General features: G+C 68.9%; 29 protein-coding genes and 1 riboswitch. Of the genes, 13 read left to right on the top strand and 16 right to left on the bottom strand.

Annotation, left to right across the window (positions count from 1 at the left end; translation table 11 throughout):
• The first annotated feature begins 97 nt into the window (after nucleotides 1-97).
• A complete protein-coding gene (locus SRB17_RS18855; protein WP_153540220.1) occupies nucleotides 98-958 on the top strand; it encodes a hypothetical protein in 861 nt (286 codons plus the stop codon).
• Nucleotides 959-1,100: 142 nt separating this feature from the next.
• Here the strand turns inward: SRB17_RS18855 and SRB17_RS18860 are convergent, their stop codons facing one another.
• Together SRB17_RS18860 and thiC are read right to left on the bottom strand one after the other, a co-directional pair.
• Entirely contained in the window at nucleotides 1,101-1,307 is a 207-nt protein-coding gene (locus SRB17_RS18860) for a hypothetical protein (protein WP_153540222.1), read from the bottom strand.
• Nucleotides 1,308-1,850: 543 nt separating this feature from the next.
• The gene (gene thiC, locus SRB17_RS18865; RefSeq protein ID WP_153540224.1) at nucleotides 1,851-3,635 is read right to left on the bottom strand and encodes a phosphomethylpyrimidine synthase ThiC; all 1,785 of its coding nucleotides are present in this window, start codon (nucleotides 3,633-3,635) and stop codon (nucleotides 1,851-1,853) included.
• Nucleotides 3,628-3,805: riboswitch (TPP riboswitch) on the bottom strand. It overlaps the preceding gene by 8 nt.
• Nucleotides 3,806-3,885: 80 nt before the next feature.
• Between thiC and SRB17_RS18870 the strand changes: the two genes are divergently transcribed.
• Nucleotides 3,886-5,355, top strand: coding sequence for a YibE/F family protein (locus SRB17_RS18870; RefSeq protein WP_153541134.1), 1,470 nt, complete (start codon nucleotides 3,886-3,888; stop codon nucleotides 5,353-5,355).
• Nucleotides 5,356-5,606: 251 nt separating this feature from the next.
• Here SRB17_RS18870 and SRB17_RS18875 read toward each other — a convergent pair whose 3' ends face one another.
• From SRB17_RS18875 to SRB17_RS18895, 4 genes are all read right to left on the bottom strand, one after another.
• Entirely contained in the window at nucleotides 5,607-6,044 is a 438-nt protein-coding gene (locus SRB17_RS18875) for an SsgA family sporulation/cell division regulator (protein ID WP_153540226.1), read from the bottom strand.
• 99 nt (nucleotides 6,045-6,143) lie between these two features.
• Nucleotides 6,144-7,136, bottom strand: coding sequence for an IclR family transcriptional regulator (locus SRB17_RS18880; RefSeq protein WP_228396135.1), 993 nt, complete (start codon nucleotides 7,134-7,136; stop codon nucleotides 6,144-6,146).
• A 222-nt stretch (nucleotides 7,137-7,358) separates the two neighbouring features.
• Nucleotides 7,359-7,571: a DUF5326 family protein gene (locus tag SRB17_RS18890; RefSeq protein ID WP_153540228.1), complete on the bottom strand. Its 213-nt coding sequence runs from the start codon at nucleotides 7,569-7,571 to the stop codon at nucleotides 7,359-7,361.
• Nucleotides 7,572-7,734: 163 nt separating this feature from the next.
• On the bottom strand, nucleotides 7,735-8,052 hold the full coding sequence (locus SRB17_RS18895; RefSeq protein ID WP_153540230.1) for a cupin domain-containing protein: 318 nt from the start codon (nucleotides 8,050-8,052) through the stop codon (nucleotides 7,735-7,737).
• A 60-nt stretch (nucleotides 8,053-8,112) separates the two neighbouring features.
• Between SRB17_RS18895 and SRB17_RS18900 the strand changes: the two genes are divergently transcribed.
• The 5 genes from SRB17_RS18900 (at nucleotide 8,113) to SRB17_RS18920 (ending at nucleotide 11,824) form a co-directional block, all read left to right on the top strand.
• Complete coding sequence (locus SRB17_RS18900; protein WP_153540232.1) at nucleotides 8,113-8,490, top strand: phage holin family protein; 378 nt, start codon at nucleotides 8,113-8,115, stop codon at nucleotides 8,488-8,490.
• Between the two features lie 7 nt (nucleotides 8,491-8,497).
• Nucleotides 8,498-8,989 carry a low molecular weight protein-tyrosine-phosphatase gene (locus SRB17_RS18905; protein ID WP_153540234.1) on the top strand — a complete coding sequence of 164 codons (492 nt, stop codon included), beginning with the start codon at nucleotides 8,498-8,500 and terminating at the stop codon, nucleotides 8,987-8,989.
• A complete protein-coding gene (locus tag SRB17_RS18910) occupies nucleotides 8,986-10,134 on the top strand; it encodes a cystathionine gamma-lyase (protein ID WP_153540236.1) in 1,149 nt (382 codons plus the stop codon). Before SRB17_RS18905 ends, SRB17_RS18910 begins: the two co-directional genes overlap by 4 nt.
• Before the next feature lie 213 nt (nucleotides 10,135-10,347).
• On the top strand, nucleotides 10,348-11,253 hold the full coding sequence (locus SRB17_RS18915) for a LysR family transcriptional regulator (RefSeq protein ID WP_153540238.1): 906 nt from the start codon (nucleotides 10,348-10,350) through the stop codon (nucleotides 11,251-11,253).
• An 88-nt stretch (nucleotides 11,254-11,341) separates the two neighbouring features.
• The gene (locus tag SRB17_RS18920; protein ID WP_076089889.1) at nucleotides 11,342-11,824 is read left to right on the top strand and encodes an NUDIX domain-containing protein; all 483 of its coding nucleotides are present in this window, start codon (nucleotides 11,342-11,344) and stop codon (nucleotides 11,822-11,824) included.
• A gap of 5 nt (nucleotides 11,825-11,829) precedes the next feature.
• Here SRB17_RS18920 and SRB17_RS18925 read toward each other — a convergent pair whose 3' ends face one another.
• Together SRB17_RS18925 and SRB17_RS18930 are read right to left on the bottom strand one after the other, a co-directional pair.
• On the bottom strand, nucleotides 11,830-13,089 hold the full coding sequence (locus SRB17_RS18925; RefSeq protein WP_194294055.1) for a globin domain-containing protein: 1,260 nt from the start codon (nucleotides 13,087-13,089) through the stop codon (nucleotides 11,830-11,832).
• A gap of 252 nt (nucleotides 13,090-13,341) precedes the next feature.
• Nucleotides 13,342-13,974 (bottom strand): HAD family hydrolase, encoded by a 633-nt coding sequence (locus SRB17_RS18930; RefSeq protein WP_153540240.1) that lies wholly within the window; start codon nucleotides 13,972-13,974, stop codon nucleotides 13,342-13,344.
• 151 nt (nucleotides 13,975-14,125) lie between these two features.
• On the opposite strand from SRB17_RS18930, the gene SRB17_RS18935 reads away from it, so the two are divergent.
• Nucleotides 14,126-14,992 (top strand): GNAT family N-acetyltransferase, encoded by an 867-nt coding sequence (locus SRB17_RS18935; RefSeq protein WP_323375893.1) that lies wholly within the window; start codon nucleotides 14,126-14,128, stop codon nucleotides 14,990-14,992.
• 66 nt (nucleotides 14,993-15,058) lie between these two features.
• Here SRB17_RS18935 and SRB17_RS18940 read toward each other — a convergent pair whose 3' ends face one another.
• Both SRB17_RS18940 and SRB17_RS18945 read right to left on the bottom strand, forming a co-directional pair.
• On the bottom strand, nucleotides 15,059-15,478 hold the full coding sequence (locus SRB17_RS18940) for a GlcG/HbpS family heme-binding protein (RefSeq protein WP_153540244.1): 420 nt from the start codon (nucleotides 15,476-15,478) through the stop codon (nucleotides 15,059-15,061).
• Between the two features lie 113 nt (nucleotides 15,479-15,591).
• On the bottom strand, nucleotides 15,592-16,800 hold the full coding sequence (locus SRB17_RS18945; protein WP_153540246.1) for an MFS transporter: 1,209 nt from the start codon (nucleotides 16,798-16,800) through the stop codon (nucleotides 15,592-15,594).
• 142 nt (nucleotides 16,801-16,942) lie between these two features.
• Here SRB17_RS18945 and SRB17_RS18950 point away from each other — a divergent pair, with 142 nt between their 5' ends.
• Together SRB17_RS18950 and SRB17_RS18955 are read left to right on the top strand one after the other, a co-directional pair.
• Entirely contained in the window at nucleotides 16,943-17,401 is a 459-nt protein-coding gene (locus SRB17_RS18950; protein WP_153540248.1) for a MarR family winged helix-turn-helix transcriptional regulator, read from the top strand.
• 9 nt (nucleotides 17,402-17,410) lie between these two features.
• Nucleotides 17,411-17,863, top strand: coding sequence for a GNAT family N-acetyltransferase (locus tag SRB17_RS18955; RefSeq protein WP_153540250.1), 453 nt, complete (start codon nucleotides 17,411-17,413; stop codon nucleotides 17,861-17,863).
• 73 nt (nucleotides 17,864-17,936) lie between these two features.
• On the opposite strand, the gene SRB17_RS18960 is transcribed toward SRB17_RS18955, so the two are convergent.
• Entirely contained in the window at nucleotides 17,937-19,322 is a 1,386-nt protein-coding gene (locus SRB17_RS18960) for a serine hydrolase domain-containing protein (RefSeq protein ID WP_153540252.1), read from the bottom strand.
• Nucleotides 19,323-19,402: 80 nt separating this feature from the next.
• Entirely contained in the window at nucleotides 19,403-20,881 is a 1,479-nt protein-coding gene (dnaB, locus tag SRB17_RS18965) for a replicative DNA helicase (RefSeq protein ID WP_323375895.1), read from the bottom strand.
• Between the two features lie 481 nt (nucleotides 20,882-21,362).
• On the opposite strand from dnaB, the gene SRB17_RS18970 reads away from it, so the two are divergent.
• Nucleotides 21,363-22,700 carry an MATE family efflux transporter gene (locus tag SRB17_RS18970; protein ID WP_153540254.1) on the top strand — a complete coding sequence of 446 codons (1,338 nt, stop codon included), beginning with the start codon at nucleotides 21,363-21,365 and terminating at the stop codon, nucleotides 22,698-22,700.
• 140 nt (nucleotides 22,701-22,840) lie between these two features.
• Here SRB17_RS18970 and rplI read toward each other — a convergent pair whose 3' ends face one another.
• From rplI to rpsF, 4 genes are all read right to left on the bottom strand, one after another.
• Nucleotides 22,841-23,287, bottom strand: a complete 447-nt coding sequence (gene rplI, locus SRB17_RS18975) for a 50S ribosomal protein L9 (protein WP_153540256.1) — start codon at nucleotides 23,285-23,287, stop codon at nucleotides 22,841-22,843.
• Between the two features lie 18 nt (nucleotides 23,288-23,305).
• Nucleotides 23,306-23,542: a 30S ribosomal protein S18 gene (rpsR, locus tag SRB17_RS18980; RefSeq protein WP_003949403.1), complete on the bottom strand. Its 237-nt coding sequence runs from the start codon at nucleotides 23,540-23,542 to the stop codon at nucleotides 23,306-23,308.
• A gap of 57 nt (nucleotides 23,543-23,599) precedes the next feature.
• Nucleotides 23,600-24,190, bottom strand: coding sequence for a single-stranded DNA-binding protein (locus SRB17_RS18985; RefSeq protein ID WP_153540258.1), 591 nt, complete (start codon nucleotides 24,188-24,190; stop codon nucleotides 23,600-23,602).
• A 78-nt stretch (nucleotides 24,191-24,268) separates the two neighbouring features.
• Nucleotides 24,269-24,559 carry a 30S ribosomal protein S6 gene (rpsF, locus tag SRB17_RS18990; protein ID WP_043502363.1) on the bottom strand — a complete coding sequence of 97 codons (291 nt, stop codon included), beginning with the start codon at nucleotides 24,557-24,559 and terminating at the stop codon, nucleotides 24,269-24,271.
• Between the two features lie 272 nt (nucleotides 24,560-24,831).
• Between rpsF and SRB17_RS18995 the strand changes: the two genes are divergently transcribed.
• Together SRB17_RS18995 and femX are read left to right on the top strand one after the other, a co-directional pair.
• Nucleotides 24,832-25,143 (top strand): hypothetical protein, encoded by a 312-nt coding sequence (locus tag SRB17_RS18995; RefSeq protein WP_153540260.1) that lies wholly within the window; start codon nucleotides 24,832-24,834, stop codon nucleotides 25,141-25,143.
• A gap of 103 nt (nucleotides 25,144-25,246) precedes the next feature.
• Nucleotides 25,247-26,368 carry a peptidoglycan bridge formation glycyltransferase FemX gene (femX, locus tag SRB17_RS19000; RefSeq protein ID WP_153540262.1) on the top strand — a complete coding sequence of 374 codons (1,122 nt, stop codon included), beginning with the start codon at nucleotides 25,247-25,249 and terminating at the stop codon, nucleotides 26,366-26,368.
• Nucleotides 26,369-26,389: the final 21 nt, after the last annotated feature.

Below are 26,389 nucleotides of genomic sequence, written 5' to 3' on the forward strand. Positions count from 1 at the left end.
ACGGCTCTACCATCGGCTTATCCGTAGCAGGCTCCCCTCCGTTTCTGCCCGACGGCTCGCCGGCGTGCGAGCCCCAAGCCCTACGGAGCATCGGGGGATGCACATGAACAGCGTTCCGCAGCACCTGCAGAGCGAGGACCGCCAGGAATTCGAGCGGCTCCTCGATGAGGCGCTGCGCTCCGCACCACAGCGGCCGGAACTGGCCGCTGTCGGACAGCGGCTCAATCCCGAACAACTGCGCACCATGGCGCTCAACGCCACCGCACTGATAACGGCCGCCGCCGCGGCCGAATACCAGCACTATGTGAAGGTCCGCCAGGATCTGCGTCAGCCCGCGATGACCCCTTCGGCCTCCGGTGACTCCGCTCCCGAGGACCGGAGTTCGGCCACCGACGGGCTCGTCACCACCTTCGGCGAGGCGGCCGAGAGCACCGGCGCGGGCGCCGTCGCGGTCATCGCCGTACTGGCTCCCGTCCTCTCCGGAACCGCCGCGGCGATCTTCCTGCTCGTCGGCTACATCCTGAAGACACTGAGCCCCGGCCAGGCCTTCGCCCAGACCATGCTCACCGCCGGGTGGGTGTTCGGCGCGGTGACCGCGGCCACGATCCTCGTCGCCGCCGTCGGACTGCTCCTCACCGCCCTGCGCAACGGCAGTTCGCCACAGGCCCAGGCGCTGAACGCGGCGCACCGGGAACTGGACAGCGCCAGAGAGGCCTGGCGGGACGCCCTGCTGGAGCGCGGCATCCTGCCGTTCCTCACGGAGGCCCTCGCGGAGCCCGGACCGGCCTCCCTGCACCGCACGGCCCCATCCTCCCCGCGCGGTCGCATGCCCCGCCTGGGGTACGACCGGCCCGGTTTCAGCAGTCCCGACGACGGCACCCAGTCCGGCCGGCCGAGCTTCACCAGCCCCGACTACACGAGCCCGGACTTCGGCGGCCCGGAGCACCAGCCCGAGTAGCCCCGCGGCAGCCCGGACACGGCTCGCGCCCCGGCCGACGTGGGCCGACCGGGCGGCCCATCGGTGTGCCGCCGTCCAGGTCAGCCGACCTCAGCCGGCTGTCGACCGACCCGGACGGCACGGTCGGCGTCATGCCGTTTCCCTACCAGCGGCCGAAGACCGCGACGCCCAGACCGGCACCGGCGGCATGGCAAAACACCTCGAGCGGGCCGTCCAGCAGTTCCTCCGCGGCGAACTCCGGTGCGTCGCCCATACCCGTCGCCCAGTCGCTGATCCGGCTCAGCGCCGTGGCCCTGTGCACACCATCGATCCGCAGTGCCCGCTCGGCGTCGTCCCAGCCTCCTGCCACCCGGCGAGTGTCTCCGCGTGGCCGCCAGAGTGCTTCCACGGCGCTGCACGAGGACAGACCCCGACCCCTTCGCGTACGACACCAGTACGGCGCGTCCGTCGCCCACCATCACAATCCCCCTACGAACCTCACCAGTTGCTGCGCTGCAACGAACCGTAACGCCCGCGACTGACAACGACGCGGGGCCGCGGCAGCCGAGGCCTGGCACCTGTGAGCGCTCCTTGGGACCTTCCGGGCCCTGTCCTCCGCGACCTCGGCCCGGCTGCCGCCGTACTCGCGGCGGGTCTCCTGCGAGATCTTCATGCCGTCGGCATCAACCCCCCGCTCGCCTCACCACCGAGACGGCCCACGAACCTCGACCTGGCGCACGCAGGGGTCCAGCGCATCCACCCGCCGGCCGAAGCCGCCGGGGCACACCGGTGTCGTCGAGGCCGAGCGCACCAGCGGCGAGATCGTCCGGTGCCCTGGCCGACGCCGGCAAAGTCCGCGCTTCACGTGATGCCTTGCGGCAGCTCGGAAACGCGGACCGCTTGCGCCGGGCTGTCAGTCCGCGATCGGCAGGTACACCCGGTTCCCCGCCTCCGCGAACTCCTTCGACTTCTGGGCCATGCCCTCCTCGATCTCCTCCTGGTTGCTGCCGTGTTGGCGGCGGATGTCCTGGGAGATCTTCATGGAGCAGAACTTCGGCCCGCACATCGAGCAGAAGTGGGCCGTCTTGGCCGGCTCCGCCGGGAGGGTCTCGTCGTGGAACTCCCGTGCCGTGTCCGGATCCAGGGCGAGGTTGAACTGGTCCTCCCACCGGAACTCGAAGCGGGCGTCGGAGAGCGCGTCGTCCCATTCCTGGGCGCCGGGGTGCCCCTTGGCGAGGTCGGCCGCGTGCGCGGCGATCTTGTAGGTGATGACGCCGGTCTTGACGTCGTCACGGTTGGGCAGACCCAGGTGCTCCTTGGGTGTGACGTAGCAGAGCATCGCCGTGCCCCACCAGGCGATCATCGCGGCGCCGATACCGGAGGTGATGTGGTCGTAGGCCGGTGCGACGTCCGTGGTCAGTGGGCCGAGCGTATAGAACGGAGCTTCATCGCAGATCTCCTGCTGAAGGTCGATGTTCTCCTTGATCTTGTGCATCGGGACGTGTCCCGGGCCCTCGATCATCGTCTGAACATGGAAACGCTTGGCGATCTGGTTGAGTTCCCCGAGCGTGCGCAGTTCGGCGAACTGTGCCTCGTCGTTGGCGTCCGCGATCGAGCCCGGCCTGAGGCCGTCGCCCAGCGAGTACGTGACGTCGTAGGCGGCGAGGATCTCGCACAGCTCCTCGAAGTTCTCGTACAGGAACGACTCCTTGTGGTGTGCCAGGCACCACGCGGCCATGATCGAGCCGCCGCGCGAGACGATTCCCGTCTTGCGGTTGGCGGTGAGCGGCACGTACGGCAGCCGCACTCCCGCGTGGACGGTCATGTAGTCCACGCCCTGCTCGGCCTGCTCGATGACCGTGTCCTTGTAGATCTCCCAGGTCAGTTCCTCGGCCTTGCCGTCGACCTTCTCCAGAGCCTGGTAGAGCGGCACCGTGCCGATGGGGACGGGGGAGTTGCGCAGCACCCACTCACGGGTCGTGTGGATGTTGCGGCCGGTGGACAGGTCCATGACCGTGTCGGCGCCCCAGCGGGTCGCCCAGGTCATCTTCTCGACCTCCTCCTCGATGGAGGACGTCACCGCGGAGTTGCCGATGTTGGCGTTGACCTTCACCAGGAACCGCTTGCCGATGATCATCGGCTCGATCTCCGGGTGGTTGACGTTGGCCGGCAGCACCGCCCGGCCCGCCGCGATCTCCTCGCGGACCACCTCGGGAGACACGTTCTCCCGGATGGCCACGTACTCCATCTCCGGGGTGATCTCGCCCCGGCGGGCGTACGCGAGCTGCGTCACCGCCTCGCCGGACCGGCCCCGGCGCGGCTGGCGCGGCCGACCGGGGAAGACCGCGTCCAGGTTACGCAGGCCGCCGCGCGGCGAGGTGTGCTTGATCCCGTCGTCCTCGGGACGGACGGGACGACCCGCGTACTCCTCGGTGTCACCGCGGGTGATGATCCAGTTCTCCCGCAACGGCGGCAGGCCCCTGCGGACATCGGTGTCGACGAGTGGATCGGTGTACGGGCCCGACGTGTCGTACAGCGTGACCGACTGCCCGTTGGTGAGGTGCACCTGGCGGACCGGCACGCGCAGGTCGGGGCGCGAGCCCTCGACGTACGCCTTGTGCCAGCCGATGGACTTCCCGGCCTCCTGGGACTTCTCGTCCTGAACGGAGGCAGGCGTGCGTGCGTCCTTGTTGGTCATGAGACCTACTCCCTACGCCGGCATTACCCGGTAACAGGTTCGGCGGTCGACGCAGCGGCTTCCGTCTGCCGACGTTTTCCGCGGAACATCGGCTGTTCCACGTGAAACATCGCGTGTACGGAGGTCAGCGCCCTCTCAGCCCGGTGCTCCGAGCTCCCGCGTGTGCAAAGGTGCCTCCACGCTAGCGTCATATGTGGCGCGGTGAACAGTGGGCCCCTGCCGATGTTGCAATGATCTGCCGGTGACCAGGATGGAGCAGTACCCGTATCGGCCGACGGAGCCGCACCGCCGACCCAGCACGGGGCAAGGCGCCGACCACGCCCCCGAGTGGAACGGCAGCCGGGACGACCACCGCGGTCACGGCCACGGGCAGGCACAGGATCCCCTCCACAGGCACCGTCATGGGCAAGACCGTGGCCACGGGCACGGTCACAGCCACAGCCACGGGCCCGCCGCCCCCGTCTCCAAGCACCTGCGCAAGGTCATCGCCGCGATCCTGGTCCCGTTCACCGTGGCGGTCGTCGTCGGTCTGGTGGTGCTCTGGCCCGGAGGAGCCCCGCCCCACAAACGCAGTGGCGTCGGCTTCGACCGGGAGACCCAGCAGGCCACGGTCACCAGGGTCGTCGAGGTGAGCTGCGCGTCGGTGAACGCCTCCGGTGGCACCACGACCGGTGACGCCACCACCACGGGGACCTCGGCGGATCAGTCGGCGAAGGGAAGCTGCAAGAAGGCGACCGTCCGGGTCGACACCGGGAAGGACATGGGCCGTACGTTCACCGAGATCGTGCAGCCGGACCAGAGCCGGCAACTGCACCAGGGAGAGAAGGTGGTGGCCGCCTACGAGCCCTCGGCGCCGAAGGACCTTCAGTACTCGGTGACCGACGTGAACCGGACGTTCCCCATGACGCTGCTCGCGGGGATCTTCGCGCTCGCCGTCGTGGGGGTCGGCAGACTGCGCGGCCTGATGGCGCTCGTCGCACTGGCCGTCAGCTTCCTGGTGCTGACCCTGTTCATCCTGCCCGCGATCCTCCAGGGTTCGAATCCACTGCTCGTGGCGGTGGTCGGATCTAGCGCCATCATGCTGCTCGCCCTGTACATGTGCCACGGTCTGTCGGCCCGCACCTCGGTGGCGGTGCTCGGCACCCTGGTCTCGCTGCTGCTGATCGGCTTCCTCGGCTCACAGTTCATCGGCTGGGCCGCCCTCACCGGCAACACGGACGACAGCACCGGCCTGATCCACGGCCTGTACCCGAAGATCGACATGAGCGGTCTGCTGCTCGCCGGCGTCATCATCGGCTCGCTCGGTGTCCTGGACGACGTCACCGTGACGCAGACATCAGCCGTCTGGGAACTCCACGAAGCCAACCCGACGATGGGCTGGCGCGGGCTGTACCGGGCGGGCATCCGGATCGGCCGCGACCACATCGCCTCCGTGGTCAACACTCTTGTCCTCGCCTACGCCGGTGCCGCGCTGCCGTTGCTGCTGCTGTTCTCGATCGCGCAGAGCAGCGTCGGGACCGTGGCCAACAGCGAACTGGTGGCCGAGGAGATCGTGCGCACGCTGGTGGGCTCGATCGGTCTGGTCGCCTCGGTCCCGGTCACCACCGCGCTCGCTGCCCTGGTGGTCTCGGCCGACCGCTCCGGCCAGGGCACCCCGGAACCGGCCGGGGCGCCCCCGGTCCCCGCACGCGGCGGCCGGGGGCGCCGCAGAAAGCGGTAAGAGCCTGCCCGGCGACGCGAACGGCAGTAGGCCCACCTGAAGCCGACTCAATCAAGCGAGCCCGCCTGAAACCGACCCGCGGATGCAGCGAGCCCGCCTGGGGGCGCCGAGGCGCGGTGAGCCCGACCGAGGCGCGGTGAGCCCAACCGGAACACGGTAAGTCGGACCACGTCTCGACTCTCCGCGCAGAAGCGTTCCTGCACGATCCCACGCAGCGTGGTGGAGCGCACGGCGCCCCGTGCCGTAACGCTTCAGCCGGCGCTCTGCTCTTCGGCCAGGATGCGGTCCAGGGCCTCTTCCAGATGGGCGTCGAAGTCGGCCAGCGCGCCCTCCTGGCCGAGCGGCACGAGTTTGTCCGTGCGGTCCAGGAAGGCCACGAGCGGCGGCGCGGAGGAGCGGAACAGGGCCTGGTCACCGCCGACCTGAAGCCTGATCAGAACCTCGCCCAGCACCTCACAGTCGGCGGGAGCGATGTGCACATCCCCTTCCCCGCACGGCCGGCCGACACCGTCGATCAGCAGCTCACGCCCGAACGCCCAGGTCACCGGGGCGTCACCGGGCAGATGGAAGGTGAGCCGGACGGCATAGGGATCACTGGTCTCGTAGCGCAACTCCACCGGGATGCGGAAGGAGAGCTCCTCCGACACGAGAAAGCTCATCATGACTTCTGCCTGTACGGACTCGCGCATCGTCTACCCCGTCGTATGGACATCGACTGGCCGGGATTGATCTCTCTAGCCTGGTCAAATCTTGCTGAACGTACACGGGAGATCACAAGGAGTAAGTTTTCAGATACTGATAGAGAAGGTGAGTGTTCCCAGATGCCGTCCGATCTCCGTCTGCAGCCGTCGTGCCGCGGGCAGCAGCCGGTCGGCCTGGTGGGCGGGCAGCGACATGGCCATCGTGGCCACGGTGGTGCCGACCGTGATCGGGACCGCCGCGCACACCGTCCCGAGCGCGTACTCCTGGCGCTCCACCACCGGCTCCATGCGCGGCATCCGGGCCAGCCGCCGCAACAGGGCGTCGTTGTCACGCACCGTGTACGGGGTGATGGACTGCACGGGGTAGCGCGCGAGATGGTCGCGGCGGGCGTCCTCGTCCAGCTGGGAGAGCAGACACTGCCCGATGGCGTGCGCGTGGCCGGTCTCGCGGAAGTCGGCCCACTCCTCGACCGCCGGCGCCTCGGGGGAGTCGGAGACGCACATGACGTCGATCTCGCCGTCCCGGTACATCGCGTAGTACACCGGCACACCGATGGAATCGCGCCAGTGCGCCAGCGTGTCCTCCACCGCGCTGCGACGTTTCTGCTGTGCTCCGCTGCTGCCCAGCCGCTCGGCCGCTTCACCGAGGAAGAACAGCCCCTTCTCGCGCCGCAGATAGCCCTCGTGCACCAGGGTGCGCAGCAGGTGGTACGTCGTCGGGAGGGCGAGACCGGTCTCGCGGGCGAGCCGTTTGGCGGGGGCGCCGTACACATGCGCGGCGACGGTCTCCAGCAGGCGCATGGCGCGCTGGACGGATCCGATGAGCGTCGCGGCGGCCGGCGGGCCGGCGTCGACGGAGTGCGGCGGGCCGGGAGCGTCGACGAGATGCGGCGGCCCGGGGGCGTCCGTGGGGTGGGGTGCCCCGGGGCTGTCGATCGGGTGCGCTGGTCCGGAGGCGCCGGTGGGCTGCGGTTGTTCAGGAACCGCGACGGAGGGCGGCCGCTGGGCGGGGGGTGCGCAGGAACGCGGTGGACTGGGGGGTGCGTGCGGCTCTGCTGGTGCGGTGTCAACCGTGGCCAAGGGTCACTCCCGGAGCGCGAGGGGGCAGCCCGTGCGGGGGTAGAGCACGGAGGGGGATCTGCGCCGCCCGCGGAGCCGGACCCCGCGGGATTTCCGGACTCTAATCGTCCGCCGCCGCACGCAGTCGGTCTCACGGGGAAACTTCCCTCGCGCGAGGGAAACCGGTGATGAGCTTTGCCGGGAACCGGTGATGCTGTTGTCGGTCACCCGTTCCCGGGGTCGTCACCAGTCGCTGCGTGACGAGGAGTTCGACATGAACTTGCGCACGACGTAGATGAGTCCGCCGACCAGAGCGACGAAGACCAGCGCCTTGAACAGCAGGCCGATCACGATCCCGACCACGGTCGCTATCAGGCCGCCGAACACGACCAGGGCGATGACCGGCACCGCGACCCACTTCACCCACCACGGAAGTCCCGCGAAGATCTCTCGCATCGTCCTCGTCCTTTGCGTTCTCGTACGTCAGAGTGCTCGTACGCCTTTTCACGTACGGCGTTGATGTTCTGCCCTCGATGCTAGGGCCGCGAGAGGTCCCGCGGGGGCCTCGCGCCCCTTGTCCTCCCCTGACCCGTCCCCTAGGGAACCTCAGGGTCCGGGCTCACGCCTCGGGTGGAGAGAAGACGACGAGAACCCTCAGGTCCTCGCTGATGTGGTGGAACTTGTGGGCGACCCCGGCCGGCACGTAGACCACACTGCCCCGTGCCACCTCGGTCGTCTCCAGTCCCACCGTGATGGACGCGCGGCCGCTGACGACGAAGTACACCTCGTCCTGGTTGTGCGGCTTCTGCGGGTCGTGCTCGCCCGCGTTGAGGGCGTACAGGCCGACGGACATGTTCCGCTCCCGCAGGAACTGAAGGTAGGCCCCCTCGTTGGCGGCGCGCTCCGCCTCCAGATCGTCCAGCCGGAATGCCTTCATCGCCGCTGTCGCCCTCGCCTCACTGTTTCGGTACCGATCCGGTCTGCCACGATCAGACACATGAAGAATTTCGTAGTCAAGACGATCGCCAACGCGGGCGCCCTGGCGGTCGCCGTGTGGCTGTTGGACAAGATCACTCTGACGGGTGACAGCACGGCCAAGAAGGCCGGCACGCTTATCGTCGTCGCGCTGATCTTCGGCCTGGTGAACTGGCTGGTCAAGCCGATCGTGAAGGTGCTCACCTTCCCGCTGTTCATCCTGACCCTGGGCCTGATCACCCTGGTCGTGAACGCGCTGATGCTGCTGCTGACCTCCTGGGTCTGCGGCAAGCTCGACCTGAGCTTCCATGTGCAGGGCTTCTGGACGGCCGTCATCGGCGGTCTGATCATCTCCGTCGTCTCCTGGGCGCTGCACGTCGTCCTGCCCGACGAGGACTGAGCCCACCATGACCTACCGCGTCTGCTTCGTCTGCACCGGCAACATCTGCCGCTCCCCGATGGCCGAGTCCGTCTTCCGCGCGCGTGTGGCGGAGGCCGGGCTCGATGACCAGGTGGAGGTCGACAGCGCCGGCACCGGCGGCTGGCACGAGGGCGAGCCCGCCGACCCGCGGACCGTCGCGGTCCTCCAGGAGCACGCCTACGACAGCGATCACGTCGCACGCCAGTTCCAGCCGTCGTGGTTCTCCCGCCTCGACCTGGTGATCGCCCTCGACGCCGGTCATCTCAAGGCCCTGCGCCGCCTCGCGCCCACCTCGGAGGACGCGCGCAAGGTCCGCCTGCTGCGCTCCTACGATCCCGCCGCCGGTGACGAGCTCGACGTGCCGGATCCGTACTACGGGCACCGGCACGGCTTCGAGGAGTGCCTTGAGATGGTGGAGGCGGCGAGCGTCGGTCTGCTCGCCGCCGTACGCGAGCAGTTGGAAGGACGGGCCGCATGAGCGACATCCCCAAGGACCAGGGGCGTACCGGCGACGGCACGCGCGCGGTACGCGCCGGACTGCCCGAACCGGTCAAGCACGAGCCGACCCTGCCCGGACCGGTGTTCGCGGCGCACTTCCATCTGCCCGGCGAGGCGACGGGCCCGTACCTCTACGGCCGTGACGAGAACCCGACCTGGACGCTGCTGGAGCATGCCATCGGCGAGCTGGAGGCGCCCGGGCGGGAGGACGTCGAGACGCTGGTCTTCGCCTCCGGCATGGCGGCGATCTCCTCCGTGCTGTTCTCCCAGCTGCGCGCCGGTGACGCGGTCGTGCTGCCCTCCGACGGCTATCAGGTGTTGCCGCTGGTCCGCGCCCAGCTGGAGGCGTACGGCGTCGAGGTGCGCACTGCCCCCACCGGCGGCGACGCCCAGCTGGAGGTTCTCGACGGCGCCCGGCTGCTGTGGATCGAGTCTCCGTCGAACCCGGGGCTCGACGTGTGCGACATCCGGCGGCTGGTGGTGGCGGCCCACGCACAGGGCGCCCTGGTGGCCGTGGACAACACCCTCGCCACTCCGCTCGGGCAGCGCCCGCTGGAGCTGGGCGCCGACTTCTCCGTGGCCAGCGGCACCAAGCAGCTCACCGGCCACGGGGACGTGCTGCTGGGCTATGTGGCCGGCCGCGACGCCGAGGCGATGGCCGCCGTACGGCGCTGGCGCAAGATCGTCGGGGCGATCTCCGGGCCCATGGAGGCCTGGCTCGCGCACCGGTCCATCGCCACGCTCCAGTTGCGCGTCGACCGGCAGAACGCCACCGCCCTCGCGGTCGCCGAGGCGCTGAAACAGCGGCCCGAGGTGTCCGGCCTGCGCTATCCCGGACTGCCCGACGACCCCTCGCACAAGACCGCCTCGCAACAGATGCGCCGCTACGGCTGCGTGGTCTCGTTCACGCTGCCCACACGCGCGCGTGCCGAGCGTTTCCTCGAGGCCCTGCGTCTGGTGGAGGACGCCACGAGCTTCGGCGGGGTGCGTTCCACGGCCGAGCGGCGCCGCCGCTGGGGCGGGGACGCGGTACCGGAGGGCTTCATCCGCATGTCCGTCGGCGCCGAGGACCCCAAGGACCTGATCGCCGATGTGCTGCGGGCCCTGGACGAGTCCGCCGGGTGAGCCCGTCGTCGTCCGGCCGACGGCGCACGACGGTCCGAGCCTCCCCCCTCGTGGCTCGGACCGTCTTCGGTTCCTGCGCGAAGAACCGCGCGAACAAGGCTAGTTGACTCCCTGTCAGTGTCCAATCACGCTAGCGACAGAGACCTATCGACTTATTTATAGTTGGGGCCTGCCTGGGGGCCGGAGGAAGGCAGGGATAGGGGAGCGGACGCCATGGACCTGGCTTTGCTGCGCACTTTCGTCACGGTGCACCGGGCCGGTTCCTTCACCCGCGCCGCCGCTCTGCTCGGCCTCTCCCAGCCTGCCGTCACCTCGCAGATCCGCACGCTGGAACGACAGCTGGGCAAGCCTCTCTTCCTCCGCCAGGCGCGCGGGGTGACCCCGACGACCATCGGCGACGAACTCGCGCACAAGGCCGCTCCCCACCTCGACGCCCTGGTGGAGATAGCCGAGAGCGGCCTGGACGACGAATCCTCGCTCAGAACCCTGCACCTCGCCGGCCCGCCCGAGTTCACCGCCGAACGCGCCCTGCCCGCCCTGACGGAGCTGACCGGCGACGACGGCCAGGGATTCGCGCTCCGCGCATCCTTCGGGACGGCGGAGGAGACGCTGGAGGGGCTGGCTTCCGGGCATCATGATCTGGCCATCAGCACGGCCCGGCCGCGCGGCGCGCTGCTGACCGCGACTCCGCTCTGCGACGAGGAACATGTGCTGGTCGCCGCTCCTCGCTGGGTGGAGCGGATCGGTGCGGAGGCACTGCGCCTGAAGGGGGCGCCCGCGCTGGAGGATCTGCCCGTCGTCGAGGTCCACGAGTCGCTGCCCTTCGTCTCGCGCTACTGGGCCTCCGTCTTCGATTCACGTCCAGCCACCTCGGGCACGGTCATCGTTCCGGATCTACGCGCGGTGCTCGCCTGCACGATCGCAGGTGCCGGACTCGCGGTGCTGCCCCGCTACCTGTGTGCCGCTGCCCTCGCCGACGGCACCATCGCGGCGCTGCATGATCCGGCCGTGCCACCGCTGCGCACCTACTTCCTGGTGGTTCGCACCGGCACTCTCGCCATGCCCCATGTCGCGCGGGCCCATGAGTGGCTTCAGCGCGCGGCCACAGCCTGGTGCTGAGCCCCTCCAGCACACTGCCCACGCGCGGCGATCACACGGTGACTCTTTGCGATGTTTCACGTGGAACCAGCCGGGCCACATCTCTCCCATGACCGTCCGACCCGTGGTCAAGCGCACCGCCCGTGCCGTTCTTCTCGATGGTGACGACCTGATCCTGATCAAGCGCACCAAGCCTGGTGTCGATCCCTACTGGGTCACTCCCGGTGGCGGGGTCGAGCCCGGGGACCCGACCGTCGTGGACGCCCTGCACCGGGAGGTGTCCGAGGAACTCGGTGCCAAGATCACCGATGTGGTGCCGTGCTTCGTGGACACCGTCGAGCACATCGGTGAGGACGGCGGCGCGACCGGCGTGAAGGTGCAGCACTTTTTCGTCTGCCGGCTGGAGTCCATGGACCCCGCCCTCCGGCACGGCCCCGAAGTGGACGAGCCGGCCGGTGAGTACGAGATCGTCCGCGTCCCCTTCACCCGCGTCGGCATCGCCTCCGTCCACCTGGTCCCGTTGTCGCTGCGCCACTATCTGGACGGCAACATCGAGGGGGTGCGCGCCATGCACGCTCCCGACCTCGGTTAGCGCGCTCAGTTCCCGGCGACGAGCAGTTCCTCCACCGAGTCATGCCGTATGCGGCTCGACGGGACACCGACGTCCCGGAGCGTGTCGATGCCACTGCGGATCATTCCGGGCGGGCCCGAGAGATAGGCGTCGTACTCGTTCCAGGGGCCGTAGTCGCGCAGGGCATCGGGGAACTGGATGTGGGTCCGCTGGTCGATGACCGCCCGGACCGACAGCCAGGGGTGGCTCCGCTGGAGCCGGAGCATGGTGTCGATGTCGTAGAGGTCGTGGTCGGTACGGGCACCGTAGAACACCTCGACGGGCCGACGCTCTCCACGCTGGGCGACGTCCTCGACCAGGGCCCTGATGGGCGCTATGCCGGTGCCGCCGCCCAGACAGAGCAGTCCGCTGTCGGTCGTATGGTCGACGGTCATGGAGCCGGTCGGTGGCCCGAGGCGTATGACGTCTCCAGGCCGGGCACGGTGCACCAGCGCACGCGAGACCCAGCCGACCGGTACGGCTTTCACATGGAACGTCAGCAGACCGTCCGAACGCGGCGCGGAAGCGAACGAGTAGTGCCGCCACACCCGTGGCCACCACGGTGTCTCCACGCTCGTGTACTGGCCTGCGAGGAAGGGATAGGGCTGGTCGGGCCGGACGGTGAGGATCGCGACGTCGGGGGTTCTGAGGTCGTGGGTGACGATCTCGGCGTGCCACCAGGCCGGAGCCCGCAGTTCGTCCGTCGCCGCGGCATCGATCATGACCTGGGACATCGTCGTGTACGCCCGGACCCAGGCCGCCTCGGCCTCCGGGCTCCAGACGGTGGCGGCGTACTTGCTCAGCGCGCCGATCAGGCATTCCCCGACGGCCGGGTAATGCTCGGCGCGTGTGCCGTACTTGCGATGTCCACGGCCCAGGTTCTGCAGGTAGTCGACGAGCACCGCGGTGTTGTCCACGTGCTCGGCCGCGGTGAGCAGTGCCTTCAGCAGGCGCTCCCGCTGGATGTCCATCGCGGCCGGGAACAGCGCCCGCAGCTCGGGGTGGCGGACGAAGAGCAGCGCGTAGAAGTAAGAGGTGACCGTGTCGGCGATCGGGCCTATCTCGGCCATCGTGCGACGTATGAGCATGGCGTCCGCGGACCGCTCCTGGGCGGCCGACGCCGGCCGCTGAGCCGGCACGCGCTCCAGGCCGTCCGGCGCCGGAGCCGACGGTGCCGTGTGCGCCGTGAACCAGCCGCCCCCGCCCGACATGCCGTTCTCCCCCGACATGGTGGTCGGAGCATCCATGGTGTGCCCTCGCCTCGAACGTCTTGCGGTCGGTCTGCGCACCTTCTCCCGAAGAAGGTGCATGCTTCCCCCCGCTGGGCGACCTGCCGTCCGTCCCGTCAGGCTGCCGGCCCTGCTCTCGGCCCGCACGGGACATGTGGAATCCATCCCGGACGTGAACCGGAGTCGACCCTACCGCCCGTCGCCGTGCACACAACTCCCCCATTCATTCCTCATGAATCGAGCAAGGGTACGAACCTTGAAGCCTGACAACTATCGGTCAGGACGAACCAATCCATAGGCATCCCACAGATCCCGCCCCGTGTAGGTGTGCGTCGCGAGTCCTGCCAGGTGGGCGTCGGCATTGACCGCCACGGAAACCGGTACGACAGCAAACAGGTCCATGTCCGACAGTGAGTCGCCGTACGCCACACAGTCCGCCCGTGCCACTCCGAATTCCTCGCAGAGCCGGTCTGCGACGGTCACCTTGGCGGCGGCACTGAGCACGCCGGACGGATCCACGGGCTCGGTGAACGGAACGGCCGGGAAGCGGGACCCATGCGCCGCGTGAGCGCCCCAGCCAAGAAGGCGTTCCACGAAGAAGGATGGTGAGAGCGACACCACCGCGCAGTATTCGCCGGCGTCCCTGATCGCTGCCCACACCTCCCGGATACGAGCCAGCCAGGGAGCCGCCTCGAATGCGGCGCTGACATGCGCCTCGGTCAGGTCGGACCACAGGTCGTACACCTGCGCCGCGTACTCGGGCGGACCGATCCGTCCGTCCGCGATCGCCCGGTCCAACGCCACGGTCTCCGCTTCCAGCCCCAACTGGCGGGAAATCTCCACCGGAGCCGTACCACCGTGCAGCAATGTGCCGTCGAGATCGAAGAGGTGAAGTCTCGCCATGGCCCCCGAGACTAATCGCCTGCCGATGTTTCACGTGAAACACTCCCGGCTGTCCCTAGGCTGTACATAGGGCCACGACATGGCCAAAAGCACGAGTGTCCGCATGGAAACGGGTGGACGTCAAGGGTCCCGATCGGACAGCCTGACCTGCGTGTCGACTCCTTCCCTCGCCGCTCTGCCCATCCGCCGTCTGACGCTTCGTGACCTCACCGCGTGCTCCGACTTGTCCGAGGACCGGGGGTGGCCACGCGAGGAACACAAGTGGGGATTCCTCCTCACCGCCGGAAAGGGCTTCGGCATCGACGACCCTCAGGGTGGTCTCGTCGCCGCATGCGTCGTCACCGAGTACGGGCCATGGGGACGTCCGGATCTTGGGGCCATCGGCATGGTCCTGGTGGCTCAACGCCATGCCCGCCAAGGTGTCGGGCGCCGCTTGATGCGTCATGTCGTGTCGGCCATGGGGACCACTCCGCTCACCCTGCACGCCACACCCAACGGCCGTCCCCTGTACGAGGAGCTGGGCTTCAAGGTGACGGGCCGGGCGGAGATGCTCAGTGGCCCTTTCACTGCCGACGGGCCGGAACCGGGCGTGTTCACCCGTGCCGCCACCGCGGAGGACCTGACCGCGATCCTGCGTCTCGACGAGGAGGTGTTCGGCGCCGACCGCACTCCCCTGATCACCCGCCTGCCAGCCTTCGCCGACCAGTTGCGGGTGGCCGCGGACGACAGCCGGATCATCGGCTACGCGGCCGCGTGGCCCAACATGGACACCCATGTCGTCGGTCCCCTGGTGGCCCGGGACACGGAAACGGCCAAGGCTCTGATCAGCTCGCTGGCGGCCCATACGGACCGTCCACTGCGCACCGACATCGATGTGCGCCATGAGGGACTGCTGACATGGGCCAAGGCACGGGGGCTGGCCTCCGTGGCCTTCAATACCGTGATGACGTACGGCATCACGGAACTCCCGGGGGACTGGACCCGCCGGTTCGCACCGCTGACCGTCGCCGCGGGCTGAGCCGTCGCGACGAACGCGGTCCCGCCGCGTCGTGCGGCGGGACCGGCGTTGTCCGCGGGGCGTGGTTCAGACGAGTGCCCGCACGGCCGCAGTGGCGAAACCGTGGTCCTGCTCCGGCGCGCCCCCGCCCACACCGATCGCGCCGATCAGGCGTCCGTCCCGGTGGACGGGCACTCCGCCCGCGATGAACAGCAGGGGCCGGTCGAGGGCGGTGGGCAGCGTGTGGAAGAGGCCGCCCGGCTGTACGGCGTCGACCAGGTCGGCGGTGGGGGTGTTGAGCTGGAGTGCCGTGTATGCCTTGCGGGTGCTGGTCTCGCCGGAGATCAGCACGGCCCGGTCGTCCCGGCGGAAGGCGAGCAGGTGGCCGCCGGCGTCCAGGACGGTGACGCTGACGGTGACCCCGGCGTCATGAGCCGTGCGGCGGGCCGTGGCGACGAGCAGTTCGGCATCCTCGATGGACAGCGGGGCGACGGCGGTGGTGCTCATGGAGCTTCTCTCCTCGGGTGTTGCTGAGAGGGGGTGCTTGCCGTGCCGGGAATGAGAACCCCGGCACGGAGGCCTTGGGGATGCGGGGTGAGGTCCCCTGTGGTGCGAGGGACTCAGTGATGGACCGGTGTCTGCCGGCCGACGGGCGTTCCGGCGGTCACCACGGTGCTGCGGGCGCCGTCGCGGCGCTCCAACGCCGCCGACAGAACGGCGAGGACCAGGGCTGACGCGGCGAGGGCGGCACCGACCCAGTTGGGGGCCGTATAGCCGAAGCCGGCCGCGATCACGATGCCGCCGAGCCAGGCGGACAGCGCATTGCCCAGGTTGAAGGCGCCGATGTTCACGGCCGACGCCAGCGTCGGGGCGCCGTGTGCCTGGTCGAGCACGCGCTTCTGCAGCGGCGGTACGGTCGCGAAGCCCAGGGCGCCGATCAGGGCGATGGTCACGGCCGCCGCGATCTTGTTGTGCGCGGTGAGTGTGAAGAGCGCCAGGACGAGGGCCAGGGCGCCCAGGGAGACGTACAACATCGGCATCAGGGCGCGGTCGGCGAACTTGCCGCCGATGAGGTTGCCGCCGACCATGCCGAGGCCGAACAGGACCAGCAGCCAGGTCACCGAGCCGTCGGCGAAACCCGCGATGCGGGTCATCATCGGCGCGATGTAGGTGATGGCCGCGAAGACGCCGCCGAAGCCGAGGACGGTCATCGCCATGGCGAGCAGGACCTGGGCGTTCTTGAAAGCGGCCAGCTCGTGCCGCAGATGCACACCCTCGGGCCTCGGCAGCTCGGGTACCAGCTTGGCGATGCCGGCAAGGCCGACGACCCCGAGGGCGGCGACGATGCCGAAGGTGACGCGCCAGCCGACGTGCTGTCCGATGAGCGTGCCCAACGGGACGCCGATGACATTGGCGACGGTCAGGCCGGTGAACATCATGGCGATGGCCCCGGCCTTCTTGTGGGGCGCCACCAGCTCGGCCGCCACGACGGAGCCGATGCCGAAGAAGGCGCCGTGCGCGAGCGAGGCGACCACGCGCCCGATCAGCATGATCGAGAAGGCGGGGGCAACCGCGGAGAGCAGGTTTCCGGCGATGAAGAGGCCCATCAGGAGCATCAGCATGCGCTTGCGCGAGACCTTGGTGCCGAGCACGGTCATCAGCGGGGCGCCGATGACCACGCCGAGCGCATAGCCCGTCACGAGCAGGCCCGCCGTGGGGATGGAGACCCCGAAGTCGCCCGCGACCTCGGGCAGCAAGCCCATGATCACGAACTCGGTCGTTCCGATTCCGAAGGCCCCGATCGCGAGGGCCAGGAGCGCGAGAGGCATGGAGGGGTACACCTTCCAGACGATTGCAGGGGCGCTTTGCGTGCGTTCACAATAGTTGCAGACGCGGGCTAAGTGCAACCGCGCACTATTGCGGGCTTGCTCTACTCTTGATGCAGCCGCTCCGGGACGGAGGAGAACGCCAATGACAGCGACGGACCCCGCACTCACCGCTCTCGCGCAGGGCTGGTGCGCCCTCTCTGCCCTGCACGGCAGGATCGAGGCGCACATCGAGCGCGCCCTGCAGGCGAAGCACGACCTGAGCGTGCGCGAGTACTCGCTGCTCGATGTGCTCAGCCGCCAGCACGACGGCGAAGGGGGGCATCTGCAGATGAAGCAGGTCGCCGACGCGGTCGTCCTCAGCCAGAGCGCCACCACACGCCTGGTGACCCGGCTGGAGGACCGCGGCCTGCTGGAGCGCTACCTGTGCCCCACCGACCGGCGCGGCATCTACACCAATGTCACCGAGGCGGGCCTGCGACTACTGGAGGAGGCGCGCCCCACCAATGACGCCGCCCTGCGCGAGGCTCTGGACGAGGCCTCCAGGAACCCCGAACTGGCCCCGCTGGTACGGGTCGTGGAGTCGCTCAACGTACCGGCATAGGGTGCGCGCATGGGAGATCTTGAAATACGGCCTGCGACCGCGAACGACCTTGCGGAGATCGTCGCGATGCTCGCCGACGATCCGCTCGGCGCCCAGCGCGAGTCCCCCGGCGACATGACCCCGTACCGGGCCGCGCTGGGACGCCTGGAGGCCGACCCGAACCAGCACCTCGTCGTCGCCGTCCGCGAAGGCCGCGTGATCGGGACCCTCCAGCTCACGATCATTCCGGGGCTCTCCCACAAGGGAGCGACCCGCGCGCTCATCGAGGCCGTCCGCATCCACGCGGATGAGCGGGGCAGCGGGCTGGGCAGCCTGCTGATCGAGTGGGCCATCGACACCGCCCGTCGGCTGGAGTGCCGGATGGTTCAGCTGACGTCCGACAAGACACGCACCGACGCCCACCGCTTCTACGAACGGCTCGGCTTCAGCGCCACACACGAAGGCTTCAAGCTGCGGCTCTGACAGCACCGCGGGACCAGGAACACCACAGGGGGGTGCGTTTCACGTGAAACACACCCCCCTGTGCCGTGGTGACCTAGCCGATCCCCCGCCATCCCTCAGGGTCGACACCGCCGGGGACTGGTGCCTCGGGGTCGTACGGCAGCCGCGTGAACACGAATGAGCCAAGGTCGAGATGGCTCACGGCCCCGTCCGTGCGCCGTACCGGCCGCAGCGGCTCTCCGGCGAAGTATCCCTCCAGCCCCGTCCAGCTCCCGTCACCGTTGGAACGGAAGCGGGAGCGCCGGCCGCCGCCGGTCAGTGGACTGAGCGCGAGAAGGCCGTCGGCGGTCACCCGAAGACCGAAGGCATTGGTCCCCCAGTACCACTGTCCCGCCAGCTCCAGGACCGCCGGGTCGACCTCGCGCAGAGGCCTCCAGGGCTCCGGGATCCGCGGCTCCGCCTCGGCGACGATCCGCACCAGGTCGGCGCCCACCGCCCCCAGCTGCGGTCCACTGGTGCAGTTGGCCAGCACCACCGCGGCCACGTCGTCCTCGACGCTGACGGTGAGGTTCGCCAGGAAGCCCGGCAGCGAACCGGAGTGGCCGACCAGGAGCCGGCCGTCACGGCGCTGGATCTGCAGACCGAGTCCGTAGGTGGCCCCGTCCAGCACGTCCGCCGCCTCGGCGGGTGCCGCAGGCGTGCGCATCTCCCGCACCGACTCCGCGTTCAGCACCCGGTCGTCACCCACGGCCAGAAACGCGGCGAACCGCGCCAGGTCCCCCGTGGTCGACCACAGTTGGCCGGCCGGTGCCATCCTGCCCAGGTCCTCCAGCGGCTCCGGCAGCATCGCATCCGCCCACGGATGCACGGCCCACCCCCCGGCATGCGGAGCCTGCGGCTGGGTGCTCGTACGCTGCAGTCCGAGCGGCTCGAGGATCTCACTGCGCAGCACCTCCTCCCAGGGAGCGCCTCGCAGCTCCTCCACCAGCGCGCCGAGCACCGTGTAGCCGGGGTTGGAGTAGTGGTGCCGTCGGCCGACGGGGTGCAGAAGGGGCTGCTCGCCGAGCACATCGCTGAGCTCCGGGCGCAGGGTGCCCGGGGTCCGCTCCCACCAGGGCCCGGGCGACTCGGCCGCCAACCCCGCGGTGTGCGCGAGCAGTTCGGCGATCGTCGCCTCGCCGGCGCCGGTGCCGGGCAGATGCTTCTCCAGTGGGTCACCGAGGTCGAGCAAACCCTCTTCGCGCAGCCGCATCACCAGGACGGCGGTGAAGGTCTTGGTGATGGACCCGATCCTGTACTGCACGTTCTCGTCCGGCCCGTGCCCGTCCACCGAGGTCCGCGCCCCGTGCCACACGGCCTGTCCGCCCCGCACCACGGCCGCGACCAGCGACGGCGCTCGCCCTTCGGCCTGGGCGACGGCGATCCGGTGCAGCAGGGCGCGGCGCGTTGCGGGGAGCAGCTCTTCCTGAGATGACGTCATGCGCTCAGTTCATCTGCTCGGGCGGCGGACGTCGAGTTCATTTGCCCGAGCCGAGGCAGTCCCGCGGGCCGGCTTCCTGATCAGGTCTGGGCCATGTCCACGAAGCGGGAGTAGTGGCCCTGGAAGGCGACCGTGATGGTGGCCGTGGGGCCGTTACGGTGCTTGGCCACGATCAGGTCGGCCTCGCCCGCGCGCGGGGACTCCTTCTCGTACGCGTCCTCGCGGTGCAGCAGGATGACCATGTCGGCGTCCTGCTCGATGGAGCCGGACTCACGCAGGTCCGAGACCATCGGCTTCTTGTCCGTGCGCTGTTCGGGGCCACGGTTGAGCTGGGAGAGCGCGATGACCGGGATCTCCAGCTCCTTGGCGAGCAGCTTGAGGTTACGGGACATGTCCGAGACCTCTTGCTGACGGCTCTCGGCGCGCTTGGAGCCGCCGGACTGCATCAGCTGGAGGTAGTCGATGACGACCAGCTTCAGGTCGTTGCGCTGCTTCAGGCGCCGGCACTTGGCACGGATCTCCATCATCGACAGATTGGGGGAGTCGTCGATGTAGAGCGGTGCGGCCGAGACGTCCGGCATACGGCGGGCGAGCCTGGTCCAGTCCTCGTCGGTCATCGTGCCGGACCGCATGTGGTGCAGCGCGACCCGGGCCTCGGCGGACAGCAGGCGCATCGCGATCTCGTTGCGGCCCATCTCGAGGGAGAAGATGACGCTCGGCAAGTTGTTCTTGATCGAGGCGGCCCGCGCGAAGTCCAGCGCCAGCGTCGACTTACCCATGGCGGGTCGGGCGGCGATGACGATCATCTGGCCCGGGTGCAGACCGTTCGTCAGCGAGTCGAAGTCGGTGAAGCCGGTCGGCACACCGGTCATCTCGCCGCTGCGCGAGCCGATCGCCTCGATCTCGTCGAGGGCGCCTTCCATGATGTCGCCGAGCGGCAGATAGTCCTCGCTGGTGCGCTGCTCGGTGACGGCGTAGATCTCGGCCTGGGCGCGGTTGACGATCTCGTCCACGTCGCCGTCGGCCGCGTATCCCATCTGCGTGATGCGCGTGCCCGCTTCGACCAGGCGGCGCAGCACCGCCCGCTCATGGACGATCTCGGCGTAGTACTCGGCGTTGGCCGCCGTCGGCACGGTCTGGACGAGGCTGTGCAGATACGCGGCCCCGCCGACCTTGTTGATCTCGCCGCGCTTGGTGAGTTCGGCGGCGATGGTGATCGGGTCGGCCGGCTCGCCCTTGGCGTAGACGTCGAGGATCGCCTGGTAGATCGTCTCGTGTGCGGGCTTGTAGAAGTCGTGGCCTTTGAGGATCTCGACGACGTCGGCGATGGCGTCCTTGGACAGCAGCATGCCGCCCAGCACGGACTGTTCGGCGTCCAGGTCCTGCGGCGGCACCCGCTCGAAGGAGGAACCCCCGCCATCCCAGGCGGTGTTCTCCCGGCCCCGGTCGTGCTGTTCGTCACGACCCCGGCCGCCGTCACCGCGCCGGCGGGAGGCCGGCAGACGATCACTGGGTCCGGCATCGGCCCACGGATCGTCCAAGGGCTCGGAAATACTCACCGAGCCACCTCCTCCCGTCCGCACGGCGGACCTCGCCGTGCCCTCTTTTGTACGGCACGACACTGACAAATGAGAGGCCCGGCTCCGGTTCCGACGCGTCGGATTTGCGATGCTTCCCGGACCGCGGAAAGGGCGCTTTCCGGGCCGAGGGAAGGAGCGGGCGCCGGACAACGGTAGGCCCGTCGGCACCGTCAGCCAATCTGGTTATCCACAGGCCATGTGGACGAGCGCCCGGATGCTGTGGAGAACTCACCGAAACCTGTGCACGACCCGGTGGACAGCCCTGTGAACAAGCCCTCTCTCCCGCTCACAAGATCGCGTTGACCTGCGTCTTTACCGTCCACCGGCTGTGCAGAAGAAAAACTTCCCCAGTCGGGCCACGTTCGCTTCGAACGGTGCGCGAAAGGACGCGCCCAGAGCGGAGAGGTAAGGGTCACTCAGTGATTGCATCACTTACCTGTGGACGGTTAGATTAGTGCTCATGACACAGGCTCCCGCGATACCCCAGGCCACCCGACGGCGGCACGACCGAGAGATCGTCGCGCTGGCCGTCCCGGCCTTCGGCGCGCTCGTCGCCGAGCCTCTCTTCGTCATGGCGGACAGTGCCATCGTCGGCCATCTCGGGACCGTGCAGCTCGCCGGTCTCGGTGTTGCCTCGGCCCTGCTCACCACCGCGGTGAGCGTCTTCGTCTTTCTCGCCTATGCCACCACCGCCGCCGTGGCCCGGCGCGTAGGCGCAGGCGATCTCCAGGCCGCGATCCGCCAGGGCATGGACGGCATCTGGCTGGCGCTGCTGCTCGGCATCGCCGTCATCGCCGTCGTCCTTCCGCTGGCCCCCGGCATCGTGGACCTCTTCGGTGCCTCCACGACCGCCGCCCCTTATGCCACGACGTATCTGCGCATCTCCTCGCTCGGCATCCCCGCCATGCTCATCGTCCTCGCTGCGACGGGCGTGCTCCGCGGTCTGCAGGACACCCGAACCCCGCTCTGTGTCGCCGTCGCGGGCTTCATCGCCAACGGCGCCCTCAATGCAGGACTCGTCTACGGCGCCGGGCTCGGCATCGCCGGTTCGGCCTGGGGTACGGTCATCACCCAGTGCGGCATGGCGGCCGTCTATCTGGCCGTGGTCGTCCGCGGGGCCCGTCGGCACGGGGCTTCGCTTCGCCCGGACGCCGCCGGAATCCGGGCCTCGGCCCAGGCCGGCGTTCCGCTCCTGGTCCGCACCCTGTCGCTGCGGGCGATCCTGATGATCGCAACGGCGGTCGCGGCACATCTGGGCGACGCCGAAATCGCCGCCCACCAGATCGTCCTGTCCCTGTGGAGTCTGCTGGCTTTCGCTCTCGACGCGATAGCGATCGCGGGACAGGCCATCATCGGCCGGTATCTCGGGGCGAACGACGTCCAAGGAGCGCGTGAGGCCTGCCGTCGCATGGTCCAGTGGGGCATCGCGACCGGCGTGGCCCTCGGTCTTCTCGTGGTGGCCGCCCGTCCGCTGTTCCTGCCGCTGTTCACCGGAGACTCCGTGGTCAAGGACGCTGCGCTGCCCGCGCTGCTGATGGTGGCTCTCTCGCAACCCATCTGCGGGATCGTCTTCGTGCTGGACGGAGTCCTGATGGGCGCCGGCGACGGGCCGTACCTGGCTGGGGCCATGGTCGTCACCCTCGCGGTGTTCGCTCCGGTCGCCCTGCTCGTGCCCACCCTCGGCGGCGGTCTCAGCGCGCTGTGGGCCGCGATGACGCTGATGATGGCCATCCGCATGCTGACCCTGTGGCTGCGTACACGCTCGGGTCGCTGGATCGTCACCGGCGCCACCCGCTGAGCGGACGGGCAGAGTCACACGGTCGCGGTTTCACGTGAAACATGCAGCACCTGCGCGCCGCGTTGTCCGGCACTCCATGCGAAGAGGGGCCGCCCCGCAAGGGACGGCCCCTCTCTCAGCTGCTCAAGCCGAGCGCAGCGTCACGCTGCGATGACCTCGATGTTGACCTTGGCGGCCACCTCGGGGTGCAGACGCACGGACGTCTCGTGGGCGCCCAGGGTCTTGATCGGAGCAGTCAGCTCGATGCGGCGCTTGTCGACCTCGGGGCCACCGGAAGCCTTGATCGCGGACGCGATGTCGGCCGGGGTGACGGAACCGAAGAGACGGCCGGAGTCGCCGGAGCGGACGGCCAGACGGACCTTGACGCCCTCGAGCTGGGCCTTCACCTGGTTGGCCTGCTCGATGGTCTGGATCTCGTGGATCTTGCGAGCGCGACGGATCTGCTCGACGTCCTTCTCGCCACCCTTGGTCCAGCGGATAGCGAACTTCCGCGGGATCAGGTAGTTGCGAGCGTAACCGTCCTTGACGTCGACGACGTCGCCCGCGGCACCGAGGCCGGAGACCTCGTGGGTGAGGATGATCTTCATGAGTCGGTCACCCTTCCCTTAGCGCGCGGTGGACGTGTAGGGCAGCAGCGCCATCTCACGGCTGTTCTTGACGGCCGTGGCGACGTCACGCTGGTGCTGCGTGCAGTTGCCGGTCACGCGGCGGGCACGGATCTTGCCGCGGTCGGAAATGAACTTCCGCAGCATGTTCGTGTCCTTGTAGTCCACGTACGTGACCTTGTCCTTGCAGAAAGCGCAGACCTTCTTCTTCGGCTTGCGCACAGGCGGCTTCGCCATGGTGTTTCTCCTGTGTGATCAAGAAGTTTGGGTACGACCCACCCTCGGTCCGAGGACCTAGAAGGGGGGCTCGTCCGAGTAGCCGCCACCGCCGCCGGAGCCTCCGCCCCAGCCACCGCCGGCCTGGCCGCCGCCCTGGTTGCCACCGGCGGGAGCGCCGGTCGCCCACGGGTCGTCGGCCGGAGCACCGCCGCCCTGCTGGCCGCCACCGGGGCCACCGCCCCAGCCGCCGCCCTGCTGGCCGCCACCGCCGCCGTAACCACCCTGGCCACCGCGAGCGCCACCGGCGGTCTTGGTGACCTTGGCCGTGGCGTTGCGCAGGCTGGGGCCGACTTCCTCGACGTCCAGCTCGTAGACCGTGCGCTTGACGCCCTCACGGTCCTCGTAGGACCGCTGCTTCAGCCGGCCCTGCACGATGACGCGCATGCCTCGCTGGAGCGACTCGGCGACGTTCTCCGCCGCCTGACGCCAGACCGAGCAGGTCAGGAACAGGCTCTCGCCGTCCTTCCACTCGTTCGTCTGACGGTCGAAGGTGCGGGGAGTGGACGCGACACGGAACTTCGCGACCGCCGCACCGGACGGGGTGAAGCGCAGCTCGGGGTCGTCGACAAGATTGCCGATGACCGTGATGACGGTCTCGCCTGCCATGGGGGAACCTCTCGGCGGGTTTGCTGCTGGCTGCTTGGTGCTGCTACTCGAATCCCGAGATCAGCTGAGCGCGAAGGCTCAGTGCATCTCGGGGCGGAGGACCTTGGTCCGGAGGACCGACTCGTTCAGGTTCATCTGGCGGTCGAGCTCCTTGACGACCGCAGGCTCGGCCTGCAGGTCGATGACCGAGTAGATACCCTCGGGCTTCTTCTTGATCTCGTAGGCGAGACGACGACGGCCCCAGGTGTCGACCTTCTCAACCTTGCCGCCACCGTCACGGACGACGGACAGGAAGTTCTCGATCAGCGGGGAGACAGCACGCTCCTCGAGATCGGGGTCGAGGATGACCATCACCTCGTAGTGACGCATGTGGAACCCACCTCCTTTGGACTCAGCGGCCACGGTCGTTCCGTGGCAGGAGGGTTGTGATGCGTACGCAACGGTATCGGCCGCCACTGACAATCGGGATCCTCTGAGGGATCCCGCAGTGTTACCTGGACAGGGGTGGGCAGACACCAGTGCAGACGGTACAGACTACCCGCACACCCGCTTCCGGTTGAAATCCGCCCGCGAGGACCGTCACCCTGTATACGTCGGGTGTGTACGGCGCTACTGTGCGCCGTCTTCCGCAGGAGGTGCCCATGGCACAGGCATTGCATCCCAACGTCGCCGGTTCCCTCTTCGCCACGGACGGCAAGCGCCGTCCGCTGCAGGACGCCCTGATGGGGGGCACGCTCATGCTCGGCGTCCTGTCCTTCATCACGTCCTTCTTCGCCGGCCTGCACCTGCTGTCGTCGTGGACGGGGCTGGTGGGGCTGCTCGTCGGCATCTACGGACAGTGGATCTCGGTGACCACGCGAGAGCGCTTCGGGCTGGTGGTCGGTATGGGCGCCTCCGGGGTCGGTTTCCTCATCAGCATGGCGAACGGCGGATTGTTCGGCGGCCTCTTCTAAGCCGTACGCCCAGTCGGGGCGCTCGCACGGCGCAGTAGGCTTCGGCGCGAGAGCCGGAGCCCCTGTACCCATGGGGACACACCAGCCCGAGGAGCGCCCCGACATGAGCCTGACCCTGAGGACCATCAGCCGCGAGCAACATCTGGCCTACATCCAGAGCCTGCCGGCGGCGAGCCACATGCAGGTTCCGGCCTGGGCCGATGTGAAGGCGGAGTGGCGCTCGGAGAACCTCGGCTGGTTCGACGACCGCACCGGCGAACTGGTCGGTGTGGGCCTGGTCCTCTACCGTCAGCTGCCCAAGATCAAGCGCTACCTCGCCTACCTCCCCGAGGGCCCGGTCATCAACTGGTACGCGCCGAATCTGGACGACTGGATCCAGCCGATGCTGGCGCACCTGAAGCAGCAGGGCGCCTTTTCCGTGAAGATGGGCCCGCCGGTGATCATCCGGCGCTGGAACGCCGAGACGATCAAGAAGGGCATCCAGGACCAGGACGTCAAGCGTCTGCGCGACCTGGAGGCCGACCTCATCGAGCCGCGCGCCTTCGAGGTGGCCGACAAGCTGCGCCGTATGGGCTGGCAGCAGGGCGAGGACGGCGGCGCCGGCTTCGGCGACGTACAGCCCCGCTACGTCTACCAGGTGCCGCTCGCCAACCGCTCCCTGGAAGAGGTCCACAAGAACTTCAACCAGCTGTGGCGACGCAACATCAAGAAGGCCGAGAAGGCCGGCGTCGAGGTCGTCCAGGGCGGCTACCAGGACCTGGCCGAGTGGCAGCGGCTGTACGAGATCACCGCTGTGCGCGACCACTTCCGGCCCCGCCCGCTGTCGTACTTCCAGCGCATGTGGACGGCCCTCAACACCGAGGACCCGAACCGGATGCGGCTGTACTTCGCGCGGCACAACGGCGTGAACCTGTCCGCGGCGACGATGCTGATCGTCGGCGGGCACGTCTGGTACTCCTACGGCGCCTCGGACAACATCGGCCGTGAGGTCCGGCCCTCGAACGCGATGCAGTGGCGGATGCTGCGCGACGCCTACGCGCTCGGCGCCACCGTCTACGACCTGCGCGGCATCTCCGACTCGCTGGACGAGACGGACCACCTCTTCGGCCTGATCCAGTTCAAGGTCGGCACCGGCGGTCAGGCCGCCGAATACCTCGGTGAATGGGACTTCCCGCTCAACAAGCTGCTCCACAAGGCACTCGACATCTACATGTCGCGCCGCTGAGCCACGGGCGTTTGGTTCCAT

This window comes from Streptomyces sp. RB17 (genome assembly GCF_009604455.1).
GTDB lineage: Bacteria > Actinomycetota > Actinomycetes > Streptomycetales > Streptomycetaceae > Streptomyces.

Excerpts from the sequence above, each read along its gene's own strand:
- SRB17_RS18890 (WP_153540228.1), bottom strand. The coding sequence starts at position 7,571 with ATGCGAGAGATCTTCGCGGGACTTCCGTGGTGGGTGAAGTGGGTCGCG.
- SRB17_RS18870 (WP_153541134.1), top strand. The coding sequence starts at position 3,886 with ATGGAGCAGTACCCGTATCGGCCGACGGAGCCGCACCGCCGACCCAGC.
- femX (WP_153540262.1), top strand. The coding sequence starts at position 25,247 with ATGAGCCTGACCCTGAGGACCATCAGCCGCGAGCAACATCTGGCCTAC.
- rpsF (WP_043502363.1), bottom strand. The coding sequence starts at position 24,559 with ATGCGTCACTACGAGGTGATGGTCATCCTCGACCCCGATCTCGAGGAG.
- rplI (WP_153540256.1), bottom strand. The coding sequence starts at position 23,287 with ATGAAGATCATCCTCACCCACGAGGTCTCCGGCCTCGGTGCCGCGGGC.
- SRB17_RS18925 (WP_194294055.1), bottom strand. The coding sequence starts at position 13,089 with ATGGATGCTCCGACCACCATGTCGGGGGAGAACGGCATGTCGGGCGGG.
- SRB17_RS18905 (WP_153540234.1), top strand. The coding sequence starts at position 8,498 with ATGACCTACCGCGTCTGCTTCGTCTGCACCGGCAACATCTGCCGCTCC.
- SRB17_RS18985 (WP_153540258.1), bottom strand. The coding sequence starts at position 24,190 with ATGGCAGGCGAGACCGTCATCACGGTCATCGGCAATCTTGTCGACGAC.
- thiC (WP_153540224.1), bottom strand. The coding sequence starts at position 3,635 with ATGACCAACAAGGACGCACGCACGCCTGCCTCCGTTCAGGACGAGAAG.
- SRB17_RS18855 (WP_153540220.1), top strand. The coding sequence starts at position 98 with ATGCACATGAACAGCGTTCCGCAGCACCTGCAGAGCGAGGACCGCCAG.
- rpsR (WP_003949403.1), bottom strand. The coding sequence starts at position 23,542 with ATGGCGAAGCCGCCTGTGCGCAAGCCGAAGAAGAAGGTCTGCGCTTTC.
- SRB17_RS18915 (WP_153540238.1), top strand. The coding sequence starts at position 10,348 with ATGGACCTGGCTTTGCTGCGCACTTTCGTCACGGTGCACCGGGCCGGT.
- SRB17_RS18875 (WP_153540226.1), bottom strand. The coding sequence starts at position 6,044 with ATGCGCGAGTCCGTACAGGCAGAAGTCATGATGAGCTTTCTCGTGTCG.
- SRB17_RS18950 (WP_153540248.1), top strand. The coding sequence starts at position 16,943 with ATGACAGCGACGGACCCCGCACTCACCGCTCTCGCGCAGGGCTGGTGC.
- SRB17_RS18970 (WP_153540254.1), top strand. The coding sequence starts at position 21,363 with ATGACACAGGCTCCCGCGATACCCCAGGCCACCCGACGGCGGCACGAC.
- SRB17_RS18945 (WP_153540246.1), bottom strand. The coding sequence starts at position 16,800 with ATGCCTCTCGCGCTCCTGGCCCTCGCGATCGGGGCCTTCGGAATCGGA.
- SRB17_RS18930 (WP_153540240.1), bottom strand. The coding sequence starts at position 13,974 with ATGGCGAGACTTCACCTCTTCGATCTCGACGGCACATTGCTGCACGGT.
- SRB17_RS18895 (WP_153540230.1), bottom strand. The coding sequence starts at position 8,052 with ATGAAGGCATTCCGGCTGGACGATCTGGAGGCGGAGCGCGCCGCCAAC.
- SRB17_RS18900 (WP_153540232.1), top strand. The coding sequence starts at position 8,113 with ATGAAGAATTTCGTAGTCAAGACGATCGCCAACGCGGGCGCCCTGGCG.
- SRB17_RS18960 (WP_153540252.1), bottom strand. The coding sequence starts at position 19,322 with ATGACGTCATCTCAGGAAGAGCTGCTCCCCGCAACGCGCCGCGCCCTG.
- SRB17_RS18920 (WP_076089889.1), top strand. The coding sequence starts at position 11,342 with ATGACCGTCCGACCCGTGGTCAAGCGCACCGCCCGTGCCGTTCTTCTC.
- SRB17_RS18955 (WP_153540250.1), top strand. The coding sequence starts at position 17,411 with ATGGGAGATCTTGAAATACGGCCTGCGACCGCGAACGACCTTGCGGAG.
- SRB17_RS18995 (WP_153540260.1), top strand. The coding sequence starts at position 24,832 with ATGGCACAGGCATTGCATCCCAACGTCGCCGGTTCCCTCTTCGCCACG.
- SRB17_RS18940 (WP_153540244.1), bottom strand. The coding sequence starts at position 15,478 with ATGAGCACCACCGCCGTCGCCCCGCTGTCCATCGAGGATGCCGAACTG.
- SRB17_RS18910 (WP_153540236.1), top strand. The coding sequence starts at position 8,986 with ATGAGCGACATCCCCAAGGACCAGGGGCGTACCGGCGACGGCACGCGC.